We start from the raw sequence: 21,530 nt of genomic DNA, 5'->3' as shown, positions 1-21,530 counted from the left end.
TGGCCGGTCGGGTTCGTGGCCGGTCGGGTTCGTGGCCGGTCGGGTTCGCGGTGGTCAGCCCACTGCGGCCACTGTCTGCGGCGACCAGACCTCGCCAGCCTCGGCCTCCTCGTCCAGGGTGCGGATCAGGGCCTCGTCGATCGCGTCGAGGGAGTCGACGATGTGGCGCACCCCGGCTTCGCGCATGAGTTGGCGCTGGAAGCCGTGCCGGAAGTCCGAGGGGTGACCGATGAAGGGGACGCCGAGGGCTCTCGCGTGTTCGCCGACCCGGGCCACGTCGTCGATGAAGAGCACCTCGTCGTGGTCGAGGCCGAAGACCTCGGTGACGATCTCCTCGACCCCCGGGCGGAAGTCGTTGGTGCAGACGTACCCGGGCGGATCGAAGAGGCCGGTGTGGCCGCCGAGGTGGCGGTCGAAGTGGGAGCGGTCCAGGCCGCCGTAGCAGACCGTGCGCAGACCGAGCCCGCGCAGCCGCCCGACCAGCGGGACGGCGCCGGCCAGCAGCCGGTTCGGGTCCCGTAGCAGGTACTCGGCCCGCTCCTGGAAGTACACCTCCAGGGTCCGCTCCACCGACCAGTCCACCCCGGCGGCCTCGGCGATCACCACGGCGGCGTCGGCCTGCCGCTGGGAGAAGATCCGGCGCTCGGTCTCCGCCGAGTACCGGCCCCCCCGGCTGGTGATGAAGTGATGGATCACCGGGCTGAAGGTGTCGTTCAGCATCACGCCGTCGATGTTCACGGCGGCGGCCTTGAGCCGTCTCAGCGGTCCGGTCATGGTGGAACCCCCCTCAGGTCTGCGCCCATGTTAGAGGGGGAGGAGTGGTGAAGATCAACTATTGGTGTACGAGCCACCCGGTATTTCGCATATGAACTCCCGTGACAGAAGCGGCATATGTGACAGGAGTGGTCAGGTGCGACTTCTTCACCGGCCGACCTGGAGCCGCAGGTCGGCCAGCGTCAGCCCGGCCGCGTACTGGGCCGCGTGGGCGGCGTCGGCCGCGGTGTCCCGGGCCGCGAGCAGCACCGCGATCCGCCCGGCCACCGCACGTGACGGACCGTTGGCCGCCACACTGAAGGTGGCCAGCCTGCGGTAGATCGGCGTACGGACCGCGATCACCGTGCGGAGCCGCCCCTGCGGGTCGTCCGCCAGCAGCGGGCGGGTCTCCGCCGCGCCGATCCGGGCCGCCAACTGCTCGGCCCGGACCGCGAGGTGGATCACCGTGTGCTCCCGCAGCAGCCGCTGGGTGGACTCCTCCAGCACCGCTCCGCCGCCCACCGCGAGCACGCCCCGGTGCTCGGCCAGCGCCCGGCGGACCGCCTCGCGCTCGCGCACCCGGAAGTGGGCCTCGCCCTCGTGCTCCAGGAGCTCGGGGATCGGACGCCCCGCGGCCAGCTCGATGTCCGCGTCGGTGTCCCTGAACCGCACACCGAGGTGGCCGGCGAGCAGCCGCCCCACGGTGGACTTGCCGGAACCGGGTGCGCCGATCAGAACGGCCACCGGTCTGTCCATCTGAACTCACCGTCACTTCCGTGCTGTTGGAGCGGATCAGGAGCGGGAACAGGGCTGGGGATCAGCAGCGGGAGCAGGAAGCGCTCAGGCGCCTTCGAGGGCCAGGCCGAGGCCGGACAGACCGGCGAGCGCCGCCAGCTGGTGGGTGCCCTCGGCGGTCGCCTCGACGTCGAAGGCGAACCGGTGGCTCGGCGGGTAGCCGATCAACTCGGCGGCCCGGGGCGGGAGCTGCTGTGCGGCGGCCTCGGCCGACTCCCAGAGGAAGATCGCACCCCAGCGCCCGCTCTCCCGGTCCGAGATCCAGGTCTTCAGCACCAGGCCCGGAAAGCCGGTGAACCGCTCCACCGCCTCCTCGCGCAGGAAGTCCCGGAGATCGTCGATACTCCGGTCGGACTCGGCCAGGTCCCACCAGACGACTACGGCACGCATGTGTTCTCCTCACGAGGGATGTTGCACCACCGGGGGTGCACGGGGCCCGGCCCGGCCGGGAAAGCCGCCCGGAGCGCGGGGAACCGCACGGCCGGCGCGCCGGCGAGGTCACCGGACCGGTCGGGCGGTTCCCCGCGCCCTACGGGCTCACGCCAGCAGGGAGGTCAGCGCGTCGGTGATGATGGCCAGGCCGTCCTGGCTGAGCACCGACTCCGGGTGGAACTGCACCGAGCGGAAGCCCGGCCCGCGCAGGGCGTGGATCTGGCCGGTCTCCGGGTCGCGGCTCACCTCCACCTCCGCGTCGAGGCCGGGGACGGAGACCGCGACCCGGTCGGAGTCGCTGCGCCCGGCGAAGGTGTTGTAGAAGCCGACCAGTTCGGTCCGGCCGAAGAGGTCGATCTTCTTCGCCACGCCCTGGTTGGGCAGGTCCCGGCGCACCAGGTCGAAGCCCAGGGCCCGGCACAGCACCTGGTGGCTCAGGCAGACCGACAGGAACGGCAGCTCGCCGCCCAGCAGCCGGCCGGTCGCCCGGCGCAGGTGGGCGATCTTCGGGTGGTCCGTCTCCTGCGGGTCGCCCGGCCCCGGGCCCAGGATCACCAGGTCGTACCCGTCGAAGCTGTACTCCTCGTCGAACCGCCGTACCGTGACGGCGAGTCCGAGCGAGCGCAGCTGGTGGTCCCACATCGCGGTGAAGGTGTCCTCCGCGTCCACCACCAGCACCCGGCGGCCGGCCAGCGCCGGAACGGGGCGGGTGCGGGTGGTGGCCGACTCCAGCCAGAACGGTGCCAGCGCGACGTTGCGCTGCGCCAACGCCTTCAGGACGTCGGGGTGCCGGGCCAGCCCGGCACCGGTCACCGTGCCGCCGGCGCCGGACCCGGGTGCGCCCTTCGCGCCGAAGGCGGCGAGCAGCCCGGCGGCCTTGGCCGTCGTCTCGGCCACCTCGGACTCCGGCTTGGAGTCGCGGACCAGGGTGGCGCCGACGCCTATCTGCAGCCGCCCGGAGGCGTCGATGTCGGCCGTCCGGATCAGGATCGAGGAGTCCAGGGTGCGGCCGCCCCCGGCGTCCCGGCCGATCAGGGCCACCACGCCGCTGTAGTAGCCGCGGCCGGCCGGCTCGTACCGGCTGATCACCTTGGCCGCGCTCTCCAGCGGGCTGCCGGTGACGGTGGGCGCGAACATCGTCTCGCGCAGGATGTCGCGCACGTCGCGGGTGGTGTGCCCCTCGATGAAGTACTCGGTGTGGGCGAGGCGGGCCATCTCCATCAGGTGCGGGCCGGTCACCCGGCCGCCGGACTCGCTGATCCGGGCCATCATCTTGAGCTCTTCGTCCACCACCATGTAGAGCTCGTTGGCCTCCTTGGGGTCGGCCAGGAAGGAGAGCACGCCCGCGAGCGTCGGCCCGGTCTCGGGGTAGCGGTAGGTGCCGCTGATCGGGTTCATCACCGCGACTCCGCCGGAGAGGCTGACGTGCCGCTCGGGGGTGGCCCCGACGAAGGTCCGGTCGCCGGTGTGGATGACGAAGGTCCAGTACGCGCCGCGCTCGCGCTCCAGCAGGCGGCGGAAGAAGGTGAGCGCGGCAGCGGTCGAGTACCCGGAGATGTCCGCCACGAAGGCCCGCCGGATGACGAAGTTGGCGCCCTCGCCCTGTCCGATCTCCTTCGCCAGGATCTCCTTGACGATCTCGGCGTACGCCTCGTCGTCCACGTCGAAGCGGCCGTCCACCAGCTCGATCGGCAGGTCGGGCAGCCGGTCGACGGTCTGGGCGACCGGGAGGGCGCCCTGCTCCGCGACGGTCAGGGTGATCAGCGGAGAGCCGTCGTCGGCGGCCGCGAAGCCGCGCTCGGCGATCTGCCGGTACGGGACCAGCGCCAGCACCTCGTGCTCCGCCCGCCCGGTGGCCGGCGCCCCGGCCGGGTCGGTGGGCAGCGGGATGTCCGCCAGCGTCGCGACCTCGGACACCGCACCGATCAGTACGTCGATCTCGTCCGCGGCACCCGTCTCCGGGCGGTGCAGCAGCGCGAAGGCCGGCGGCTGCTCGGCGAGCACCCGTTCCAGCAGCGCAAGGCTCTCCGGGCTCCCGGCCCCCGTGTACGTCATGGTGTTCCCTCCAGGTCGGCGTGCGGTCGGTGCGGGTCGGCGGCGGTTCAGAACTGATGAAGCGTCAGACTTCGGGTGTTTCAGCCGAGTTGGTCGAGCACGGTCTTCGCGGTGACCACCATCGCGCAGCGCTCCGCCGCGTAGGTCAGGGCCCGGTGGTGGTACTCCAGCGAGAAGTCGGCGATGGCGTCGCCGACCAGGAACGGCTGGATGTCGAGGGTGAAGGCGTCACAGGTGCTCATCAGCACGCCGACGTGCGCGTACACACCGCAGACGATCAGCTGGTCACGCCCCTGCTCCCGCATGAACTGCTGGAGTTCGGTCTTGTGGAACGCGCTGTACCGCCACTTGGTCAGCACCAGATCGCCCTCGGCGGGCTGGATCGGCTCGACCACCTGCTTGTGCTCCAGGTCGATGGTCATGCCCGGCCCCCAGAAGTCGCTCAGCAGGCCGCGCTGCTCCGGCGTCATCCCGCCCGGCTGGGCGGTGTAGGCCACCGGGACGCCGAGTTCGGCGCACCGCTCGCGCAGCAGGGTGGCGTTGCCGACCAGGTCGGTCACCGGGGACTCGCCGGCCGGGAAGGGCTTGAGGAAGTACTTCTGCATGTCGTGGATCAGCAGGACCGCGCGCTTCGGGTCCACCGTCCACTGGGCGATGTTCTCCGGCAGGTCGCCCTGCCCTGGCATCGGGTAAGCCGTGATGGCGGGGATTCCCATGGAGATGTCCTCTCAGCTGGAAGGTGTTGCCGGGCGACGGCGGCCGGTGGCGGGGAGGCCACCGGCCGCCGTGCCCGGCGGCCTCGGTACTCGGTGGTCCCGGGCACTCAGTGGCCGAGGGCCGCGCCGCCGTCGACGGTGAGTTCGTGCATGGTGATGTGCGCGGCCATGTCGGAGAGCAGGAACAGCACCGCGTCCGCGATGTGCTCCGGCTGGGCGATCCGCCCGAGCGGGATGCCCACCCGGTAGGCCGAGGCCACACCGTCGATGGAGGCCCTGGCCGCACTGCTGTCCTCCCACAGGGAGCTCAGCATCGGGGTGTCGGTCGAGCCGGGGGCCACCACGTTGGCACGGATGCCGAACTTGGAGACCTCCAGCCCGAGGGTCTTGGTGAACATGGTCGCCGCGGCCTTGGAGGCCGAGTACGCCGACATGTCCATTCGCGCCGTACCGGCCGCGTTCGACGCCACCGTGACGATGGCGCCGCGCCGTCCCTGGCCCAGCATCCGGTTGACCACCGCACGGGAGGTGAAGAAGACCCCGGTGGTGTTGACCGCGAAGGTGGTGGTCCAGTCGTCGTCGGTGAGGTCTCTGGCCTGCCCGAGCCGGAGCACGCCCGCGCCGTTGACGAGGTAGTCGATGCCGCCGAGATGCTGTTCGACCTCGGCGACCACGGTCTCGACGGCGGCGCTGCTGGTCACGTCGACGGGGAAGGCCTCGGCCCGTCCGCCGTCGTTCCGCAGCTCCTTGGCGAGTTCCTCCAGCCGATCGCCGTTCCGATCGACCAGGGCCACCGTGACTCCGCGCCCGACCAGGGCCCGAACCACGGCCTCACCGATACCTCCGGCCGCGCCGGTGACCAGCGCGACCTTGTTTTCCATCCCATGGACACTCATAACGACCCCACCGATCGAAGATGATCGACCATTGCCGGTCGGATATTCCTGAGGCGGCTGCGGTCACCGCTCAGCCTGTTCGTGCAACTACTAGACCCGCCAAGCACCGACGACCTCTAGGGCCTGCTCCGGGTTCAGCCGGGGGTCGCAGAAGCTGGTGTACTTCTCGCCGACACCCGCCACGCAGTCCGCGTCGTGCGCGCATTCCGTGACATCGTCCGGTGTGGTCTCCAGGTGAATTCCACCGGCCACGCCACCGGCTTCGGTGACGGCCTTCTGGAACTCCGTGACCTCCTTGATCACGGTCTCCACCAGCCGGGTCTTCAGACCGTCGGGACCGCTCACGGTGTTGCCGTGCATCGGGTCCGTGAGCCAGATGACCGGGTGACCGGCCGCCCGGACCGCCGCCACCATCTCCGGCAGCCGGTCGGCCACCTTGTCGGCGCCCATCCGGGCGATCAGGGTGAGCCGGCCGGGCTCGCGGCCCGGGTCGAGCTTCTCGCAGAGGGTGAGCACGTCCTCGACGGACATGCTCGGGCCCACCTTGCAGGCGACCGGGTTGGCCACCGAGGCCAGCAGGGCGACGTGCGCCCCGTCCAGCTGGCGGGTCCGGTCCCCGATCCACGGCCAGTGGGTCGAGGAGAGGTACGTGCGGCCGAAGTCGTCGTACCGGATCAGCGGCACCTCGTAGTCGAGGAGCAGCGCCTCGTGGCTGGTCCAGACCGGCGCGCCGACCGCGGGGAGCCGGGCGGCGGACCGGGCCCGCAGGGTCTCCATGACCGTGCCGGCGGCCTCGTAGCCGGCCAGCAGGCGGCTCGGGTCCGGACGGCGCAGCTCGGGGTCGGGCTCCGGGCTGTTGACCATGTGGCCGCGGTAGACCGGCAGTTCGACGCCGTCCACTACCTCGGTCGGGTTGGAGCGGGGCTTGCCGAACTGTCCCGCCATCCGGCCGACCCGGATCACCGGGCGCAGCGAGTTCATGGACATGGCGCCGGCCAGCGCGTCCAGCAGGCCGACCTTGCGGGTGACGTAGCCGGGTTCGCACTCGGCCGGGTCCTCGGCGCAGTCACCGGTCTGGATCACCTGGACCCGGCCGGCCGCGACCTCGGCCAGCAGGGCGCGGAGCTCGGCGACCTCGACGGAGTTCACCAGTCCCGGGCGGTCCGCGAGCACGGAGGTGACCGCGGCCAGGAGTTCCTGGTCCTCCCACTCCGGCTGCTGCTTGGCGGGGAACGACTTCCAGTAGTCGATCCCGCTTTCCGACAGCGTCGGACCGGCGGCAGCCGGTCGCGTCGCAATTGCGTCGCTACTCACTCATTACCTCCGTGGTCATGAATTGATCACTTGCCCGGAAATCGGAGATCGCCGAATTCGCCCACAGCGCCGAGTGCACCGCGCCGGCCAGGCCGCCCGCATTCGTACTGGATTCCGAGAGAAGGGCCGACCTTTTCCACGAGTCTGTGCAGGCAAAACACGAGGGTCAACGGCCGTCCGGCATCTTCGTCAAGTATCGAGCACTCTGTCAATTTCACCCATGAACGCATTGTGAATAGTCCACCCGGGCTTCCGAAAAAAGCCAGCGCAAATCATCAGCTGATTATTTTTCGAAATAGTCGGCCGGAATTTCGGTCAGTCGTCCGGGTGTTCGGAAGGCAGCCGGGCGACTTCACCAGACCGGCCTCAGGAGAGGGAGTGGTCCCGGTACTGCGTCAGATCGGAGCCCGAGCCGGCGGACGCCGAAACGGCCGAGGGCCCGACCACCCCGGGTGGGGTGGTCGGGCCCTCGGCCGTCGCTGCGGGTGTCCGCCGGGCGGTCAGTCCCGGTCGCGCGCCTTCGCCAGGCTGCTGCGCGCGTGGGCGGCGACCCGCTCGGGGGTGAACCCGAACTGCTCGTACAGGGTCTGGTACGGCGCGGACAGGCCGAAGCGGTCCAGGCCGACCGACTCGCCGGCCTCACCGACCAGGGCGTACCAGCCGAGCGAGGAGCCCGCCTCGACCGAGACCCGGGCCCGGACGCCGCGCGGCAGCACCGACTCCCGGTACGCGGCGTCCTGTTCGTCGAACCACTCGACGCACGGCATCGAGACCACCCGGGTCGCGGTGCCCTCGGCCTGGAGGATCTCCCTGGCCCGCAGCGCGATCGGCACCTCGCTGCCGGTGGCGATCAGGATCACCTCCGGGGCGTCGCCGGCGGCCTCGGCGAGGACGTAGCCGCCTCTGGCCGCGCCTTCGGCGGCGGCCAGACCGGTGGCGGAGGTGCGCTCCAGCACGGGCAGGTTCTGCCGGGAGAGGCAGAGGCCGGCGGGCCGGTCGGTGTTCTCGATGATGGTCCTCCAGGCGACGACGGTCTCGTTGGCGTCGGCGGGACGGACCACGTCCAGCCCCGGGATGGCGCGCAGGCTGGCCAGGTGCTCGACCGGCTGGTGGGTCGGACCGTCCTCGCCGAGGCCGATCGAGTCGTGCGTCCAGACGTAGGTGACCGGGAGGTTCATCATCGCGGCGAGCCGCACCGAGGGGCGCATGTAGTCGCTGAAGACCAGGAAGGTGCCGCCGTAGGGGCGCGTACCGCCGTGCAGCGCAATGCCGTTGAGGATGCCGCCCATGCCGTGCTCGCGGATGCCGAAGTGCAGGGTGCGGCCGTAGCGGTGGCCCTTGAAGGCGGCGGTCTGGAGCTCCTCGGGGACGAAGGACGGCTCGCCCTTCATCGTGGTCAGGTTGCTCTCCGCCAGATCGGCCGATCCGCCCCAGAGTTCGGGCAGTACGGGCGCCAGCGCCGAGAGCACCTCGCCGGAGGCCTTCCGGGTGGCCACCTCGGTACCGGCCGGGAACTCCGGCAGCGCCGAACTCCAGCCCGCCGGCAGGGTCCTGGTCGAGATCCGGTCGAACTCGGCCGCGCGGGCGGGCTCCGCGGCCCGCCAGTCCCCGAAGGACTTCTCCCACTCCTGCCGGGCCTGCCGCCCGCGCTCGACCACCTGCCGTGCGTGGTCCAGGAGTTCGGCCGGGACGTCGAAGGACTTCGCCGGATCCAGGCCGAGCGCCTGCTTGGTGGCGGCGACCTCGGCGGCGCCGAGCGCGGAGCCGTGGATCTTGCCGGTGTTCTGCTTGGTCGGCGCGGGCCAGCCGATGATCGTCCGCAGCGCCACGATCGAGGGCCGGCCGGTCTCGGCCCGCGCCGCGTCGAGCGCGCCGTGCAGCTGCGCGACGTCCTCGACGTACTCGCCGGTCCCGGTCCAGTCCACCCGCTGCACGTGCCAGCCGTACGCGGCGTACCGGGCCAGCACGTCCTCGGAGACGGCGATCTGCGTGTCGTCCTCGATCGAGATGTGGTTGTCGTCGTAGAGCACGACCAGGTTGCCCAGCTTCTGGTGGCCGGCGATCGCGCTGGCCTCGTGGCTGATGCCCTCCTCCAGGTCGCCGTCGGAGGCGAAGACCCAGATGGTGTGGTCGAACGGGCTCTGCTCCGGCGCCGCCGAGGGGTCGAAGAGACCGCGCTCGCGGCGGGCGGCCATCGCCATGCCGACCGCGTTGGCGAAACCCTGGCCGAGCGGTCCCGTGGTGGTCTCGACGCCGGGCGTGTGGCCGTACTCCGGGTGGGCGGGGGTCAGGCTGCCGGCGGTGCGCAGCGCCTTGAGGTCGTCCAGGGTCAGGCCGTAGCCGGACAGGAAGAGCTGGATGTAGAGGGTGAGGCTGGAGTGGCCGCAGGAGAGCACGAAGCGGTCCCGGCCCGCCCACGCGGGGTCGCTCGGGTCGTGCCTGAGCAGCCGCTGGAACAGCAGGTACGCCGCCGGGGCCAGGCTCATCGCGGTGCCCGGGTGCCCGTGTCCGGCGGCTTCGACCGCGTCCGCCGCCAGGGCCCTGGCCACGTCGACGGTCCTGCGGTCCAGCTCGGTCCACTCGAAATCGGTTGCACTGCTCGGGATCTGAGTAGTCATCAGCTGCTCAGGGCTCCTCTCCAGGGGTGCTGCGGCTCGGTTGCACGGGAGTCTGCAGAACAGGCGCAGGGCGCTGAGAGGCCGTCATCGACGCTGCTGTCGCAGCTCCCGCCGTCGCCGTCCGAGGCACAGCGGGCAAGCCGCAGACCGGAGCCCACGGCCCTGCCCACGCCCGGAACTCTGCTTGAGCACCGTCAGGACCGCCAACCGCCCCCGGTCGACTTCGTCACCTGAAACCGGCGGCACCGGCCCGCCCGCCGATCCGTTCCACGAACGTTCCACACACGCTGGACAGGTCCGGCACCCGGGTGGGACACCCCGGGACGGGAACGCGAAGGGCGGGTACCGGCAATCAGCCGGTACCCGCCCTGAGCTGGGACTACGCCCACGTGCGGAGGGTGTGGGATTTGAACCCACGGTGACGGGTCACGCCACGACAGTTTTCAAGACTGTTCCCTTAGGCCGCTCGGGCAACCCTCCTGGCGGGGGTCAGCCTAACGGGTCCGGAGGGATTCGGTGCACACCCTTTTTCCGGAGCGGGACGTTTCCGGAGCGGGGTGGTTTCACCGGCAGGGCGTCAGGGGGTGTCGCCCTTGCGCTCGCCGAGGGTCACGGTGGTCTTGGCGGTCTTGCCGTCGCGGGTGTACTCGACGGAGACCTTGTCGCCGGGCTTGTACGTCCAGATCTCGCTGACCAGGGTCGGGGCGCTGTCGATCGGGTGGTCGCCCAGCTTGGTGATGACGTCGCCCGCCTTGAGGCCGGCCTGGTCGGCGGGGCCGCCCGGGGTGACGGCCGGGGTGCCCTGGACCGGGCCGGTCTGGATCTGGGCGCCGTCGCCCTTGTAGTCGTCGTTGCGCAGGATCCCGAGGATCGCGTAGACCGGCGTGCCGGTCTTGATCAGGTCCTGGGCCACCCGGGCGGCCTGGTTGACCGGGATGGCGAAGCCCAGGCCGATGCTGCCCGCCCGGCCGTTGGAGCCACCGGTGTTGGACTGGATCGCCGAGTTGATGCCGATCACCGCGCCGGAGCTGTTGAGCAGCGGCCCGCCGGAGTTGCCCGGGTTGATCGAGGCGTCGGTCTGCAGCGCGTTCATGTAGGACGACTGCGCGCCGGTCTCGTCGCCGGAGGCCACCGGGCGGTCCTTGGCGCTGACGATGCCGGTGGTGACGGTGCCTTCGAGGCCGTACGGCGCGCCGATGGCGATGGTGGCGTCGCCGACCGCGACCTTGTCGGAGTCGCCGAGCGGGAGCGGGACCAGCTTGTCCGTCGGCGGGTTGTCGAGCCGGATCACCGCCACGTCGTAGCCCTGGGCCCGGCCGACCACCGAGGCGGTGTAGGCGGAGCCGTCGGAGAACTTGACGGTCAGCTTGCCGCCGTTGGCCGCCGGGGCGACCACGTGGTTGTTGGTGAGGATGTGGCCCTCGGTGTCGAAGACGAAGCCCGTACCGGTGCCGGACTCCTGCGAGCCCTGGGCCTTGATGGTGACCACGCTGGGCAGCGCCTTGGCGGCGATCCCGGCGACCGAGTCGGGCGCCCGGTCGACGGTCTTGTCCCCGGCCTGGATGGTGGTGCTGGTGTGGCTGGCGCCGGAGTTGGCCGTGCTGCCGCCGCTGCCGTTGACCGCGGCGCCGACCGCACCGCCCGCGAGACCCGCCACCAGGGCGACCGCCGCGATCAGGGCGACCAGGCCGCCGCGCTTGCGGGCCGGCGGCTTCGGGCCGCCGAAGTCGTCCGGGTAACCGGGGACACCGGGCTCGCCCGGACCGGCCGGGGGCGCACCCCAGCCGCCGAGCGGCTGGCCTGCGCCGAACGGGTGGTGCGGCTGCCCCTCGGCGGCGAGCGGGGTGATCTGCTCGGTCGGCATGCCGTGGGCGGCTGGGGCGCCCGGCGCAGCGTACGGGTTCTCGGCGGGCGGCATGGCGGCAACGGGCGGCGGGGCCTGGACCACCGGCGGCGGCGCGTCCAGGTAGCCCGGCGCGGCCGGGGCCGCGGGCGGCGGGGCGTCCAGGTAGCCGGGGGCCGGCGCGGCGGCGGAGGGCGCAGCAGCGGCGGGCTCGGAAGGCTCGGCGTCCTCCGGGGCGCTCAGCTTGGTGAAGGAGAGCGTCGGCGCGGACTCGACGACCGGCGGCGCGTCGGCCGTCCCGGTGTCATGAGCCGGACCCACCACCCCCTGACCGTCGGAGGTGCGCGCCTCCTCCGGCCCGGTGGACCCACTCGCGTGCTCGGTGCTCACGGACGACCTCCATAGCTGACAGGACCTTGGCCCATAGTTTTTCGCATCCGGGATTCAGATGCCGTAAGGAGCGTTCTGAAGAACTCGTGAGAATCCTTAACCAATCCCGACATGCCCCCGACAGATACTCCACCGACAGGGTGCACCGCCCGTCCGCGATCCGGACAGCCGCCCCCGGGCCTTGGGGGTTCCGGCGCCCGGCGGTTACCCTGGCCGCTCCAAACTGACACGCGGGAGCTTGGACCATCCAGGCTGAGAGTGCGCTGATCGGACCGTACGCCATACATCATGGCGGCGGGCACGAGGGAGCGCAGACCGCTCGAACCTGTCCGGGTAATGCCGGCGTAGGGAGCATCGGCCATGTCGGCTGTCTCTGCACCACCCTCTGACGCGTCCGCAAGAGCCTCCGAGCGCTCCGAGGCGCCGCTGACGCTCGACACCGCACCGCCGCGCACGCTCGGCTTCCGCGACCAGTTCGCGCTCTGGGCCAACCTCGGGGTCAGCCTGATGGGCTTCAGCGGTGCGGCCACCGTGCTCGGCGCGGCCGGCTCCGAGCTGTCCTTCGCGGCGGCCGTGACGGCGGTCGTGGCGGGCACGGTGATCGGTACCGCGATGCTCGGCGTGGCCGCGCTGATCGGCGCCCGGACGGGTGCCCCGGCGATGGCCTCGCTGCGCGGCCTGTTCGGCACCAGGCTCTCCTACCTGCCGACGGTGCTGAACATCGCCCAGTGCGTCGGCTGGGGCGTCTACGAGCTCATGGTGATCGCGATGGGCGCGCAGGCGGTGGTCGGCACGGACGGCTGGCGCTGGCTGTTCGTGGTGCTGGCGGGTGCGGTGACCACGGTGCTGACCATCTGGCCGCTGGGTTCGATCGCGGTGCTGCGCAGGTACGTCGCCGCGGCGGTGGGCCTGGCGATGGTGTACTTCACCGTCCAGCTGGGCCGTCAGGGCTTTCCCGACCCGGGCGCGGGCAACTGGAACGGCTTCCTGCACGCGACCGACGCGATCGTGGCCGTCTCGGTCTCCTTCGTCCCGCTGGCCGCGGACTACACCCGGCACTCGCGCACCCGGGGCGGCGCGTTCTGGGGCACCTTCTCCGGCTACACGGTGGCCCAGGTCTGGTGCTACGCGGTGGGCCTGATCGCGCTGCTGCAGTCCGGCGGCGACGTGTCGAAGATCTTCTCCTCGTTCACCGGGGTCGCGGCCGGCTGGGTCTTCCTGCTGGTGCTGGTGCTGCGGGAGACCGACCAGTCGTTCGCCAACGTGTACTCGACCGCGATGTCCGTCCACAACCTGTTCCCCCGGGTGGACCGCCGCGTGCTGACCGGCGGGATCGGCGTGCTGGTCACCGTGCTGGCGCTGCAGATCCAGGAGTTCACCGCCTCGTACTACAACTTCCTCGGCCTGATCGGCTCGGTGTTCGTGCCGCTGCTGGCGGTGCTCGCGGTGGACTACTTCTTCGGCGCGGGACGCCGCGGCTGGAACCTCGACCAGGACGCCCCGACCCGCTGGCTGATGCTGGCGCCGTGGCTGCTCGGCTTCGCCACCTACCAGTTCCTGGCGCCGACGCCGATCGCCGACTGGTGGACCGGCCTGTGGACGGACCTCCAGTCCGCCGTGCACTTCACGCCGCAGGAGTGGAGCTCCGCCTCGCTGTTCGGTTTCCTGGTACCGGCGTTGGCCACCTGGCTGCTGACCCGGCTCCGCCGCGACGAGACCGTCGGCTGACCCGGTCCGCCCTTCTCGAACTGATCCGTCCCCGGAGCGAACCCGGGGGCGGATTCGTTTTCCGCCCCATTTCTCCCGGCACGGGTTTTCTTCACCACGAGTTCCCCGTGCCGACGGCTCCGGGCCATCCGGGGCCTCGTAGGCTTGGTGCCGTGGAAACCCGGAACCTCTCAGCGTCGGCACCAGGAACCCTCGACCGTGAGGCCGTCCGGGTCATCGCGCACCGGGGCTCCTCCGCTGCCCTCCCCGAGCACACCCTGGCCGCCTACCGCCGGGCGATCGAGGAGGGGGCCGACGGCCTGGAGTGCGACGTACGGCTGACCGCCGACGGCCAGTTGGTCTGCGTCCACGACCGTACGGTCCGGCGCACCTCGAACGGGCAGGGGCTGGTGTCCGCGATGACGCTGGCCGAACTCTCCCGGCTGGACTTCGGCTCCTGGAAGTCGCCCGAGGCGCCCGAGCCCAGCCCGATCCTCACCCTGGCCGAGCTGCTGGAACTGGTCGCCGACGCCGGGCGGCGGATCGAGCTGGCGATCGAGACCAAGCACCCGACCCGGCACGGCGGCCAGACCGAGGCGGAACTGCTGCGCATGCTGGGGCACTACGGCCTGCTGCCCGCGATGTCCGCCGAGTCCGCGGTCCGGGTGATGAGCTTCTCCGAGCTCTCGCTGCGCCGGATCCGCCGCGCCGCACCGGCGATTCCCACCGTCTACCTGCTGGAGCGCCGACTGCCGCTGCTCGGCCGGACCAGGGCGCTGCCCGGCGGTGCCCGGATCGCCGGCCCCGGCATCGAGCTGATCCGGGCCGACCCCCGCCTGGTACCGGCGCTCAGGCGGGCCGGGCACCGGGTGCACGTGTGGACGGTGGACGATCCGGCGGACGTCGAGTACTGCCTGGAGCTCGGCGTGGAGGCGCTGATCACCAACCGCCCGCGCGAGGTGCTGGCCCAACTGGGCCGCTGAGCAGGCCATCGGGCACCCCGGCGGCACCCCTGTCGCACGCCCGGCGACCGGGCCGGTGACAGGCGCCGCCGCTGTCAGGTGAATTGGTGCACGCGGGCGTGAAGCAGGGCGCAAACAGCGGCGCAAACACGGCTCAAGACACTCGGGTTGGCGAATTCCATACGCTTTCACAACGGTGCGTGAGCAGGTAATCACCATTTGCGTACCGTGAGTTGCGGCACCCGGAAATGTCCCGCCAGGATCACCGACCGGTCGTTTCCGACGGATTCCCAGGGGGCATCCATCCCTCGGCGAATGCTGAAGGAGGTCCGGGGGTGGCGTTGATGGTCGCGCACGCTGTGCTTGTCAAGTCCGGTCCCACTTCATCGACCATGGCCGTACCGCACGGCCCTGCCAGTGTCGCAGTCGCGCGGCGGAGGCTGCGGCGTGATCTGGGAGACCGCGAGATACCGGATGCGGTGATTGACGATGCAGTACTGATCCTTTCCGAACTGCTCAGCAATTCCTGTCGATACGCCCGTCCACTGCCGATCCCGGCAGCGCTCGGCGACGAGGTGGAGAGCGCGGCGGCGGCCGATCTGCTCGACCCCGATCTCGGCGAGACCGGCGGCATCCTGGTGCGCTGGCAATTGCACGGCGAGGACCTGCTCGCGCTGGAGGTGACGGACGGCGGCGCAGCCACCCGGCCGCTGCCGGCCCGGCCCTCGATGACCTCGCGCGGCGGCCGCGGCCTGAGCATCGTCGGACAGTTGGCGAGCGACTGGGGCGTGCGGGACGCACCCGGCCAGGTGACCGTGTGGGCCCTGCTGCCCATCCGGGAGCACTGCGCACCGGGCGCCAGAAGCGCCTGACCCCGGGAGCGCCGCACTTCGGGCACCGTCGGATTCGGACCCGGAATCAGTCGGATTCAGGATCAGCTGGATTCAGGAGTCGGTCGGCTTCGGGATCGGTCGGCCCGAGGGGCCCGGCCCGACGTGCGGTCAGGGCGCCTGCAAGGTGCAACTGGCCCACCGGGCCCGGCTGCTCGCAGCCCGCCCCCGGTTCGCACACGGCTGACCGGACCGGGCCCCACGCCCCGGGCGGCGACAAGGTGCCCGACATCGGCGGGAAACCTCAGTAGGCTGCCCGGGAGCAAGTCGTCGCCGTTCCCGGGAGAGCCGCACCATGGCCAAGAAGGCCGCGAAGAAGTCGCCGCAGCGCCGTCCGTCCACCACCGTGAGCACGGGAGAGGTCCCCGTGGTCGGCGCCCGTGAGGACTGCCCGTGCGGCTCGGGCCGCCGCTACAAGGCCTGCCACGGCCGGGAGGCCGCGCACGCGGTGCAGGAACTGGTGCACCGCCCGTTCGAGGGCCTGCCGGGCGAGGCCGACTGGGTGGCGCTGCGCGAGCTGGTTCCGGCCGCGACCGCACCGCTGACGCTGACCGCCGAGGCCGCCGCGAGCGCGGTCGGCGAGGTGCCCTCGGTGACCCTGGCGACCGTACTGCCGCTGGCCTGGCCCGCGCTGCGCCGCCAGGACGGCTCGATCCTGCTCGGTCTGCAGACCCAGTCCTCCTCCGGCGACCTGAGCCGCGACCTGGCCGACGCCCTCGAACTGGCCCTGGCCACCGAGCCCGGCACCCCGGTCCCCGCCCGCCGCACCATCGCCGGCGGCCGCCGCCTGCAGGAACTGCTCGATGTGAACGCCGCGTTCACTCCGAGCGTGTTCAGCGGCTTCGAGTTCTGGCTGGAGGACGCCGAGGGCGCCACCGGCGAGGTCGCCGCCTCGCTGGAGCGTGCCAACGCCTCCGCCATCCCGACCGAGAAGCTGGCATCGGTGGACGCCGCGTACTGGTGCGCCGCCACCGACAAGAACCACCTGCGCTGGGTGATGACCGTCCCCGAGGAGGGCCTGCTGGACGCGCTCGCCCGGCTGACCGCCGCCGACCAGTCCTCGCTCGGCCAGGACACCCGCCTGGTCGGCTCGTTCCGCGCGCACGGCCTCACCGTGCCGGTCTGGGACCTGCCCTCGACGATGACCGCCGACGAGTGCGAGAAGCCCGCCGCCGAGTTCGCCGAGCGCCTCGCGGACACCCTCGCCGCCCTGGCCTCGGCCGACGCCACCCCGCTGACCGGCGACGAGCGCCGGGCCCGGGCCAACCTGGTGAACCGCCAGGTGACGCTCAACTGACAATCCATCAGAAGGAAAAGTGACTCGCGTCACATTCCCCCTCGGTTTCCCCCTTGGTTCGGGGAAATCAGCAGGTGGCACGGCTCGTGGATGACCCGTGGACAAATTGGCGCGGACGCGGATCTTTGTTAGCATTTAAACAGTCCGGTCGCTGGTGCATCCCCCGTCGCCAGCGGCCGGATCTTTCATTTCCCGGGCTGGTCGGCCGGTGTCAGAAGGCCAGCCGGCTGTCCCCCGGAACGGCCCGGCTCGCCGCAATCAACCCGCCCAGCAGCGGCTCGACTTGAGGCAGCAGGGGCATTCCCTCGGACGGTGCCCTGACCCAGCGGACCGAGCCCGCTCCGGTCCGCGAGGGCGGCAGCAGCAGATAGCCGTCCGGCCCGTGGAAGCGCAGCGAGCCCGGCACCCAGGGCAGGTCCGCGAGCAGCCCGCCGAGCCCCTCCAGCGTGTACGGCGCCACCAGCAGGACGTACCGGTGCCTGCTCGCCAGCACCGGGCCGAGCGGCAGCCCGAGCAGGTCGAAGTACTCCAGTGCCCGCCGCCCCGCCTCCGCCGGGAGGCTCACCGCGCAGACCGCCCGGCCGGTGGCGAGCAGCACGGGCGAGTCCGGACTGCGCTCGCCCCACCACCAACTCACCATCCGCGCGTCGGTGCTGGCGGCCAGCAGCGGCGGGTCGTGCGGGTGCGCGCCCGGCACCGGGCACCTCGCCTCGTCGCAGGAGCACGGCCCGAGCGGTCCGGGCACGGCGTACGCGCCGGGGAGCACCGGCCAGCCGCGCCCGACCGCCGCCAGGGCGGTGCGCAGCAGCGCGGTGCGCGTCCGGCGCCGACTGGCGGGCCAGCGCAGCCAGTTCCGGCGCGGCCACCGGGCGGGCGGGCGGCACGACCCCGGGGAGGGCCGGCTCTGGGGGTTCCGGCCCAACCAAGTCAGCCGGGAGCTCGTACGTTGCATGAGCGCTCGTTCCTTTCCGCGACCGTTGGGCTCAGGCGCGACCGTCGGGGCTCGGGCGGCGTCCGGCGGGCTCGGGGCCGTCAGTCCGTCGGATCGTCGGACCGGTTCGGGCCGCTCGGGCCGTTCGGACTGCACCGGCTGTTCGAACTGCACTGGCCGCACTGGCGGTTCGGACCGTCCCGACCGGTTCGAACCGACGGCGTGCACCACGACAGGACATCACAACAGGGCATCACGACACGGGATGCGAACGGGCAGGCACGGACCTCGGGTCGGCCCCTGGAACGAGAATCGCCCATCCGACTGGACGGACGCCGTCGAGAGCGCAACGGTTCCACCGTACGGGTGAGTCGGGTCCGGCAGCGCCGGGTTCCGGGCCGCCGGAGCCTACGATCCCGACCGCCCTCCGGGCCTCGCGGACGGCCGCGGCCTGCGGCTCACCGGGCCCGGATCGGAGCGCCCGAGCTCGTCCCGATTCTGGACATGCCCCGATCGGCCTGTGTACAAGTGGTGGATTGGTGCCGAGTAGTGACGTAGCAATGCTTTTGTGCGGTGCGATCCTTTTGTGTGCCGCAGTCCTCTGTGCGCTCCTGGGAGTCCTGCGTGACACACACCAGTCTGTGGGGAGTTGGGGCGGAATGACCGACGCCAAGCCGCTCGACCTGCCGCTGCCGGGGCCCGCCGGCCCGGCCGGTCCGGAAGCCGTACCGGGCCCGCCGCCGGGGCCCGCCCCGGGCCTGGCCCTGCTCACCCTCGGTGCCGACCGCTGCGGCGGGGAGCTCGCCCCGACCGGTCATACCGCCGGGAGCCCGGTCCTCGCGGACCTCACCGGCCTGGCAGGCACCGGCCCGGCGGGCCCCGGTGCGAGGAGCCTCGGTACGTACCCGGCCGGCCCGGACCGGGCGGCCGACGGCGGGTACCCCGCGGACGCGGGAAGCGGGCCCGGATTGCAGGACCGTTTGGCCGGATGGCTGTCCGATTTCACCGCGCTCTACGAGCACACCGGCCGACTCGCCGCCACCCGCGGGCTCGCCGCCTCGCTGACCACCGTCCTCGACTCCGGCGCCGCCCTGCTCGGCGCCAGCCGGGGGCTGATCACCACCACCGTCCCGGGCTCGGGACGCCCGGTCGGCCTCGGCCTGGACCAGGCCGGGCTCGGCGCGCTGGAGACCGTACCCACCGAACACGGCCCCTTCGCCGGACTGCTCAGCCGTCCGGGCAGCCCCGGACAGCTGCTGATCACCGACCTCACCACCGACCCCGCCGCCGGCCCGCGCTTCCGCGAGGTCGCCGGCCAGCTCGGCCTCGGCGCCTGCTACGCCCTGCCGCTCGTCACCGAGCAGGACGGACCGCTCGGCGCCGTCGTCTGGTTCTACGACGAGCCCGCCGAACCCGACCTGCGCCGGCGCCAGCTCGCCCGGCTGTACTGCGAGTTCGCCGCCCGGCTGCTCGCCGGACAGCTGGAGGCCGACCGCGCCCGCCGGGCCACCGAGGCGCTGCGCCGCGGTCTGCTGCCCGACCGGCTGCCCACCGTCCCCGGCCTCAGACTCGCCGTCCGCTGCGTCCCCGCCGAACTCGACCACTCCACCGGCAGCGACTGGTACGACGCCATCGCCCTGCCCGACGGCACCCTCGGCCTCACCGTGGGCAGTGTCTCCGGCGACGGCCCGGGGGCCGGGCCCGCCTCCGCCCCCGGGGCGGCCGCCGCGATGAGCAGGGTGCGGGCCGCACTGCGGGCGTACGCCGTCCTGGAGGGTGAGGACCCGGTCTCCGTCCTCGGCGACCTCGAACTGCTGCTCAAGACCACCGAGCCGGCCCGCACCGCCACCGCCGTCTACGCCTGGGTACAGCCCGAGGACCGGCAGATCACCCTGGCCGGTGCCGGGCACTGCCCGCCGATCCTGGTCACCCGCTACGGCGCCAACTTCGTCGAGACCTCGCTCTCCGCACCGCTCGGCATGCTCGCCTGCTGGGAGGCCCCCGGGGTCGAGCTCGACGCCGAACGCGGCGACCTGCTGCTGCTCTACACCGAGGGTCTGGCCCGCCGCTTCGGTGCCACCCTGCACGCGGGGCAGGCCGCGCTGCGGCGCGCGGCGGCCGACGCACCGCGCGACGTCCGCCTCGACCCGGACCGCTTCTGCGCCCACCTCCTCGCCGTCTGCCCGGCCGTCGGAGGCGGCCCCGAGGACAACCCCGAGGGCGGCCCCGCACCGGCCACCGACGACCTGGTGCTGCTGGCGGCCCGCTTCGAGTAGGACCGACCGGGCCCGGTGGGCCGGAGAAGCATCCGAGCAACCGTTCGGCCGGGCATCCGTACCATGGGACGCACGACCGCCCACGCGCGTCGCGATCCGACGCGTCCGGGGCGGTACCACTCGCAAGGAGGCGACGTACGTGACCGAGGACCGCACCCCGGCGGCAGCGGAGAACCCCGAAGGCGCAGCCGACGGCGGCCTGGAAGCCACCGAGCAGCCCGTCCAGGGCCGGAAGAACGGCCTCTACGGCGGGATCTCCGACGAACTCGCCGCGTCGATGAAGACCGGCTGGGCCGACACCGAGCTGCGCGACCTGCAGCCCGTCGAGCAGGCCCCGTTCGCCGCCGAGCGCCGTGCCAAGCTCTCCGCCGCGTACCCCGGCGAGCGTCTGGTGATCCCGGCGGGCAACCTGAAGACCCGCTCCAACGACACCGAGTACAACTTCCGCCCGGCCAGCGAGTACGTCCACCTCACCGGCGACCGGACCGAGGACGCGATCCTCGTCGGCGAGCCGGGCGCGAGCGGCCACGAGTTCCACCTCTACCTGCTGCCCCGCTCCAACCGTGAGAACGGCGAGTTCTGGCTGGACGGCAACGGCGAGCTCTGGGTCGGCCGCCGCAACAGCCTCACCGAGGCGCAGGCGCTGTTCGGCCTGCCCGTGCGGGACGTCCGCAAGGCCGCCGAGGAGCTCGCCGACGCCGCCGCGGACGGGGCCCCGACCCGGATCGTGCGCGGCTACGACGCCGGCCTGGAGGCCGCGCTGGCCACGGTCCTGGACGCCGACAGGGACGACGAGCTGAAGATCTTCCTGAGCGGCCTGCGCCTGGTCAAGGACGAGTGGGAGATCGGCCAGCTGCGGGCCGCCTGCGCCGCCACCGTCAACGGCTTCACCGACGCGGTCCGCGAGCTGGGCCAGGCCGTGGCCACCTCCGAGCGCTGGATCGAGGGCACCTTCTGGCGCCGTGCCCGGGTCGAGGGCAACGACGTCGGCTACGGCTCCATCTGCGCCGCCGGTCCGCACGCCACCACCCTGCACTGGGTCCGCAACGACGGCGAGGTCCGCCCCGGCGAGCTCCTGCTGCTGGACGCGGGCGTGGAGACCCACACCCTCTACACCGCCGACGTCACCCGCACCCTCCCGATCAACGGCCGCTTCAACGATCTGCAGCGCAAGATCTACGACGCCGTGTACGCCGCCCAGGAGGCCGGTATCGCGGCCGTCAGGCCGGGCGGGCGGTTCCGCGACTTCCACGAGGCCTCGCAGCGCGTCCTCGCCGAGCACCTGCTCGCCTGGGGTCTGCTCGACGCCTCGGTCTACGACGTCGAGAAGGTCATCGAGCTGGGCCTCCAGCGCCGTTGGACCCTGCACGGCACCGGGCACATGCTCGGTCTCGACGTGCACGACTGCGCGGTGTCCCGCCGCGAGGAGCACGTGGACGCGCTGCTCCGGCCCGGCATGGTGCTGACCGTCGAGCCCGGCCTCTACTTCCAGCAGGACGACCTGACCGTCCCCGAGGAGTACCGCGGCATCGGCGTCCGGATCGAGGACGACATCCTGGTCACCGCCGACGGCAACGAGAACCTCTCGGCCGGGCTGCCCCGCCGCTCCGACGAGGTCGAGGCCTGGATGGCGGGCTTCGCCGGCTGACCGGTCC

General features: G+C 72.1%; 16 protein-coding genes and 1 tRNA gene. 6 read left to right on the top strand and 11 right to left on the bottom strand.

Annotation, left to right across the window (positions count from 1 at the left end; translation table 11 throughout):
• Nucleotides 1–54 precede the first annotated feature (54 nt).
• From UK12_RS19015 to UK12_RS18970, 10 genes are all read right to left on the bottom strand, one after another.
• Nucleotides 55–774 (bottom strand): HAD family hydrolase, encoded by a 720-nt coding sequence (locus UK12_RS19015; RefSeq protein WP_045304225.1) that lies wholly within the window; start codon nt 772–774, stop codon nt 55–57.
• Nucleotides 775–921: 147 nt separating this feature from the next.
• Nucleotides 922–1,509: a shikimate kinase gene (locus UK12_RS19010; RefSeq protein WP_063838284.1), complete on the bottom strand. Its 588-nt coding sequence runs from the start codon at nt 1,507–1,509 to the stop codon at nt 922–924.
• An 84-nt stretch (nt 1,510–1,593) separates the two neighbouring features.
• Nucleotides 1,594–1,938: a hypothetical protein gene (locus tag UK12_RS19005; protein WP_045304224.1), complete on the bottom strand. Its 345-nt coding sequence runs from the start codon at nt 1,936–1,938 to the stop codon at nt 1,594–1,596.
• Between the two features lie 147 nt (nt 1,939–2,085).
• The gene (locus UK12_RS19000; protein ID WP_045304223.1) at nt 2,086–4,035 is read right to left on the bottom strand and encodes an anthranilate synthase family protein; all 1,950 of its coding nucleotides are present in this window, start codon (nt 4,033–4,035) and stop codon (nt 2,086–2,088) included.
• Between the two features lie 80 nt (nt 4,036–4,115).
• Nucleotides 4,116–4,751, bottom strand: coding sequence for an isochorismatase family protein (locus tag UK12_RS18995; protein ID WP_045304222.1), 636 nt, complete (start codon nt 4,749–4,751; stop codon nt 4,116–4,118).
• A gap of 107 nt (nt 4,752–4,858) precedes the next feature.
• Nucleotides 4,859–5,647 carry a 2,3-dihydro-2,3-dihydroxybenzoate dehydrogenase gene (locus tag UK12_RS18990; protein ID WP_197084984.1) on the bottom strand — a complete coding sequence of 263 codons (789 nt, stop codon included), beginning with the start codon at nt 5,645–5,647 and terminating at the stop codon, nt 4,859–4,861.
• A 90-nt stretch (nt 5,648–5,737) separates the two neighbouring features.
• Nucleotides 5,738–6,961, bottom strand: coding sequence for a 3-deoxy-7-phosphoheptulonate synthase (locus UK12_RS18985; RefSeq protein WP_045304220.1), 1,224 nt, complete (start codon nt 6,959–6,961; stop codon nt 5,738–5,740).
• A gap of 500 nt (nt 6,962–7,461) precedes the next feature.
• The gene (gene tkt, locus UK12_RS18980) at nt 7,462–9,579 is read right to left on the bottom strand and encodes a transketolase (RefSeq protein WP_045304219.1); all 2,118 of its coding nucleotides are present in this window, start codon (nt 9,577–9,579) and stop codon (nt 7,462–7,464) included.
• A 392-nt stretch (nt 9,580–9,971) separates the two neighbouring features.
• Nucleotides 9,972–10,059, bottom strand: a tRNA-Ser gene (locus UK12_RS18975).
• Nucleotides 10,060–10,156: 97 nt separating this feature from the next.
• Nucleotides 10,157–11,812, bottom strand: a complete 1,656-nt coding sequence (locus UK12_RS18970; RefSeq protein WP_052681990.1) for a S1C family serine protease — start codon at nt 11,810–11,812, stop codon at nt 10,157–10,159.
• Nucleotides 11,813–12,172: 360 nt separating this feature from the next.
• On the opposite strand from UK12_RS18970, the gene UK12_RS18965 reads away from it, so the two are divergent.
• The 4 genes from UK12_RS18965 to UK12_RS18950 all read left to right on the top strand — a co-directional run bounded on the left by UK12_RS18965 (nt 12,173) and on the right by UK12_RS18950 (nt 16,668).
• Complete coding sequence (locus UK12_RS18965) at nt 12,173–13,540, top strand: purine-cytosine permease family protein (RefSeq protein ID WP_045304218.1); 1,368 nt, start codon at nt 12,173–12,175, stop codon at nt 13,538–13,540.
• Between the two features lie 152 nt (nt 13,541–13,692).
• Nucleotides 13,693–14,502 carry a glycerophosphodiester phosphodiesterase gene (locus UK12_RS18960; protein ID WP_045304217.1) on the top strand — a complete coding sequence of 270 codons (810 nt, stop codon included), beginning with the start codon at nt 13,693–13,695 and terminating at the stop codon, nt 14,500–14,502.
• Between the two features lie 323 nt (nt 14,503–14,825).
• Complete coding sequence (locus UK12_RS18955; protein WP_331386657.1) at nt 14,826–15,353, top strand: ATP-binding protein; 528 nt, start codon at nt 14,826–14,828, stop codon at nt 15,351–15,353.
• 313 nt (nt 15,354–15,666) lie between these two features.
• Nucleotides 15,667–16,668 (top strand): DUF5926 family protein, encoded by a 1,002-nt coding sequence (locus UK12_RS18950; protein WP_045304215.1) that lies wholly within the window; start codon nt 15,667–15,669, stop codon nt 16,666–16,668.
• A gap of 211 nt (nt 16,669–16,879) precedes the next feature.
• On the opposite strand, the gene UK12_RS18945 is transcribed toward UK12_RS18950, so the two are convergent.
• Nucleotides 16,880–17,620, bottom strand: coding sequence for a bifunctional DNA primase/polymerase (locus UK12_RS18945; protein WP_082119750.1), 741 nt, complete (start codon nt 17,618–17,620; stop codon nt 16,880–16,882).
• Between the two features lie 638 nt (nt 17,621–18,258).
• On the opposite strand from UK12_RS18945, the gene UK12_RS18940 reads away from it, so the two are divergent.
• Nucleotides 18,259–19,875: a PP2C family protein-serine/threonine phosphatase gene (locus tag UK12_RS18940; RefSeq protein ID WP_052681989.1), complete on the top strand. Its 1,617-nt coding sequence runs from the start codon at nt 18,259–18,261 to the stop codon at nt 19,873–19,875.
• 139 nt (nt 19,876–20,014) lie between these two features.
• Nucleotides 20,015–21,523: an aminopeptidase P family protein gene (locus UK12_RS18935; protein ID WP_082119749.1), complete on the top strand. Its 1,509-nt coding sequence runs from the start codon at nt 20,015–20,017 to the stop codon at nt 21,521–21,523.
• Nucleotides 21,524–21,530: the final 7 nt, after the last annotated feature.

Source organism: Saccharothrix sp. ST-888 (assembly GCF_000955975.1).
In the GTDB taxonomy this organism is placed as follows: domain Bacteria; phylum Actinomycetota; class Actinomycetes; order Streptomycetales; family Streptomycetaceae; genus Kitasatospora.
This window is presented reverse-complemented; position numbering and strand designations above follow the sequence as displayed.

Excerpts from the sequence above, each read along its gene's own strand:
- UK12_RS19015 (WP_045304225.1), bottom strand. The coding sequence starts at position 774 with ATGACCGGACCGCTGAGACGGCTCAAGGCCGCCGCCGTGAACATCGAC.
- UK12_RS19010 (WP_063838284.1), bottom strand. The coding sequence starts at position 1,509 with ATGGACAGACCGGTGGCCGTTCTGATCGGCGCACCCGGTTCCGGCAAG.
- UK12_RS19005 (WP_045304224.1), bottom strand. The coding sequence starts at position 1,938 with ATGCGTGCCGTAGTCGTCTGGTGGGACCTGGCCGAGTCCGACCGGAGT.
- UK12_RS19000 (WP_045304223.1), bottom strand. The coding sequence starts at position 4,035 with ATGACGTACACGGGGGCCGGGAGCCCGGAGAGCCTTGCGCTGCTGGAA.
- UK12_RS18995 (WP_045304222.1), bottom strand. The coding sequence starts at position 4,751 with ATGGGAATCCCCGCCATCACGGCTTACCCGATGCCAGGGCAGGGCGAC.
- UK12_RS18990 (WP_197084984.1), bottom strand. The coding sequence starts at position 5,647 with ATGAGTGTCCATGGGATGGAAAACAAGGTCGCGCTGGTCACCGGCGCG.
- tkt (WP_045304219.1), bottom strand. The coding sequence starts at position 9,579 with ATGACTACTCAGATCCCGAGCAGTGCAACCGATTTCGAGTGGACCGAG.
- UK12_RS18965 (WP_045304218.1), top strand. The coding sequence starts at position 12,173 with ATGTCGGCTGTCTCTGCACCACCCTCTGACGCGTCCGCAAGAGCCTCC.
- UK12_RS18955 (WP_331386657.1), top strand. The coding sequence starts at position 14,826 with ATGGTCGCGCACGCTGTGCTTGTCAAGTCCGGTCCCACTTCATCGACC.
- UK12_RS18950 (WP_045304215.1), top strand. The coding sequence starts at position 15,667 with ATGGCCAAGAAGGCCGCGAAGAAGTCGCCGCAGCGCCGTCCGTCCACC.
- UK12_RS18945 (WP_082119750.1), bottom strand. The coding sequence starts at position 17,620 with ATGCAACGTACGAGCTCCCGGCTGACTTGGTTGGGCCGGAACCCCCAG.
- UK12_RS18940 (WP_052681989.1), top strand. The coding sequence starts at position 18,259 with ATGACCGACGCCAAGCCGCTCGACCTGCCGCTGCCGGGGCCCGCCGGC.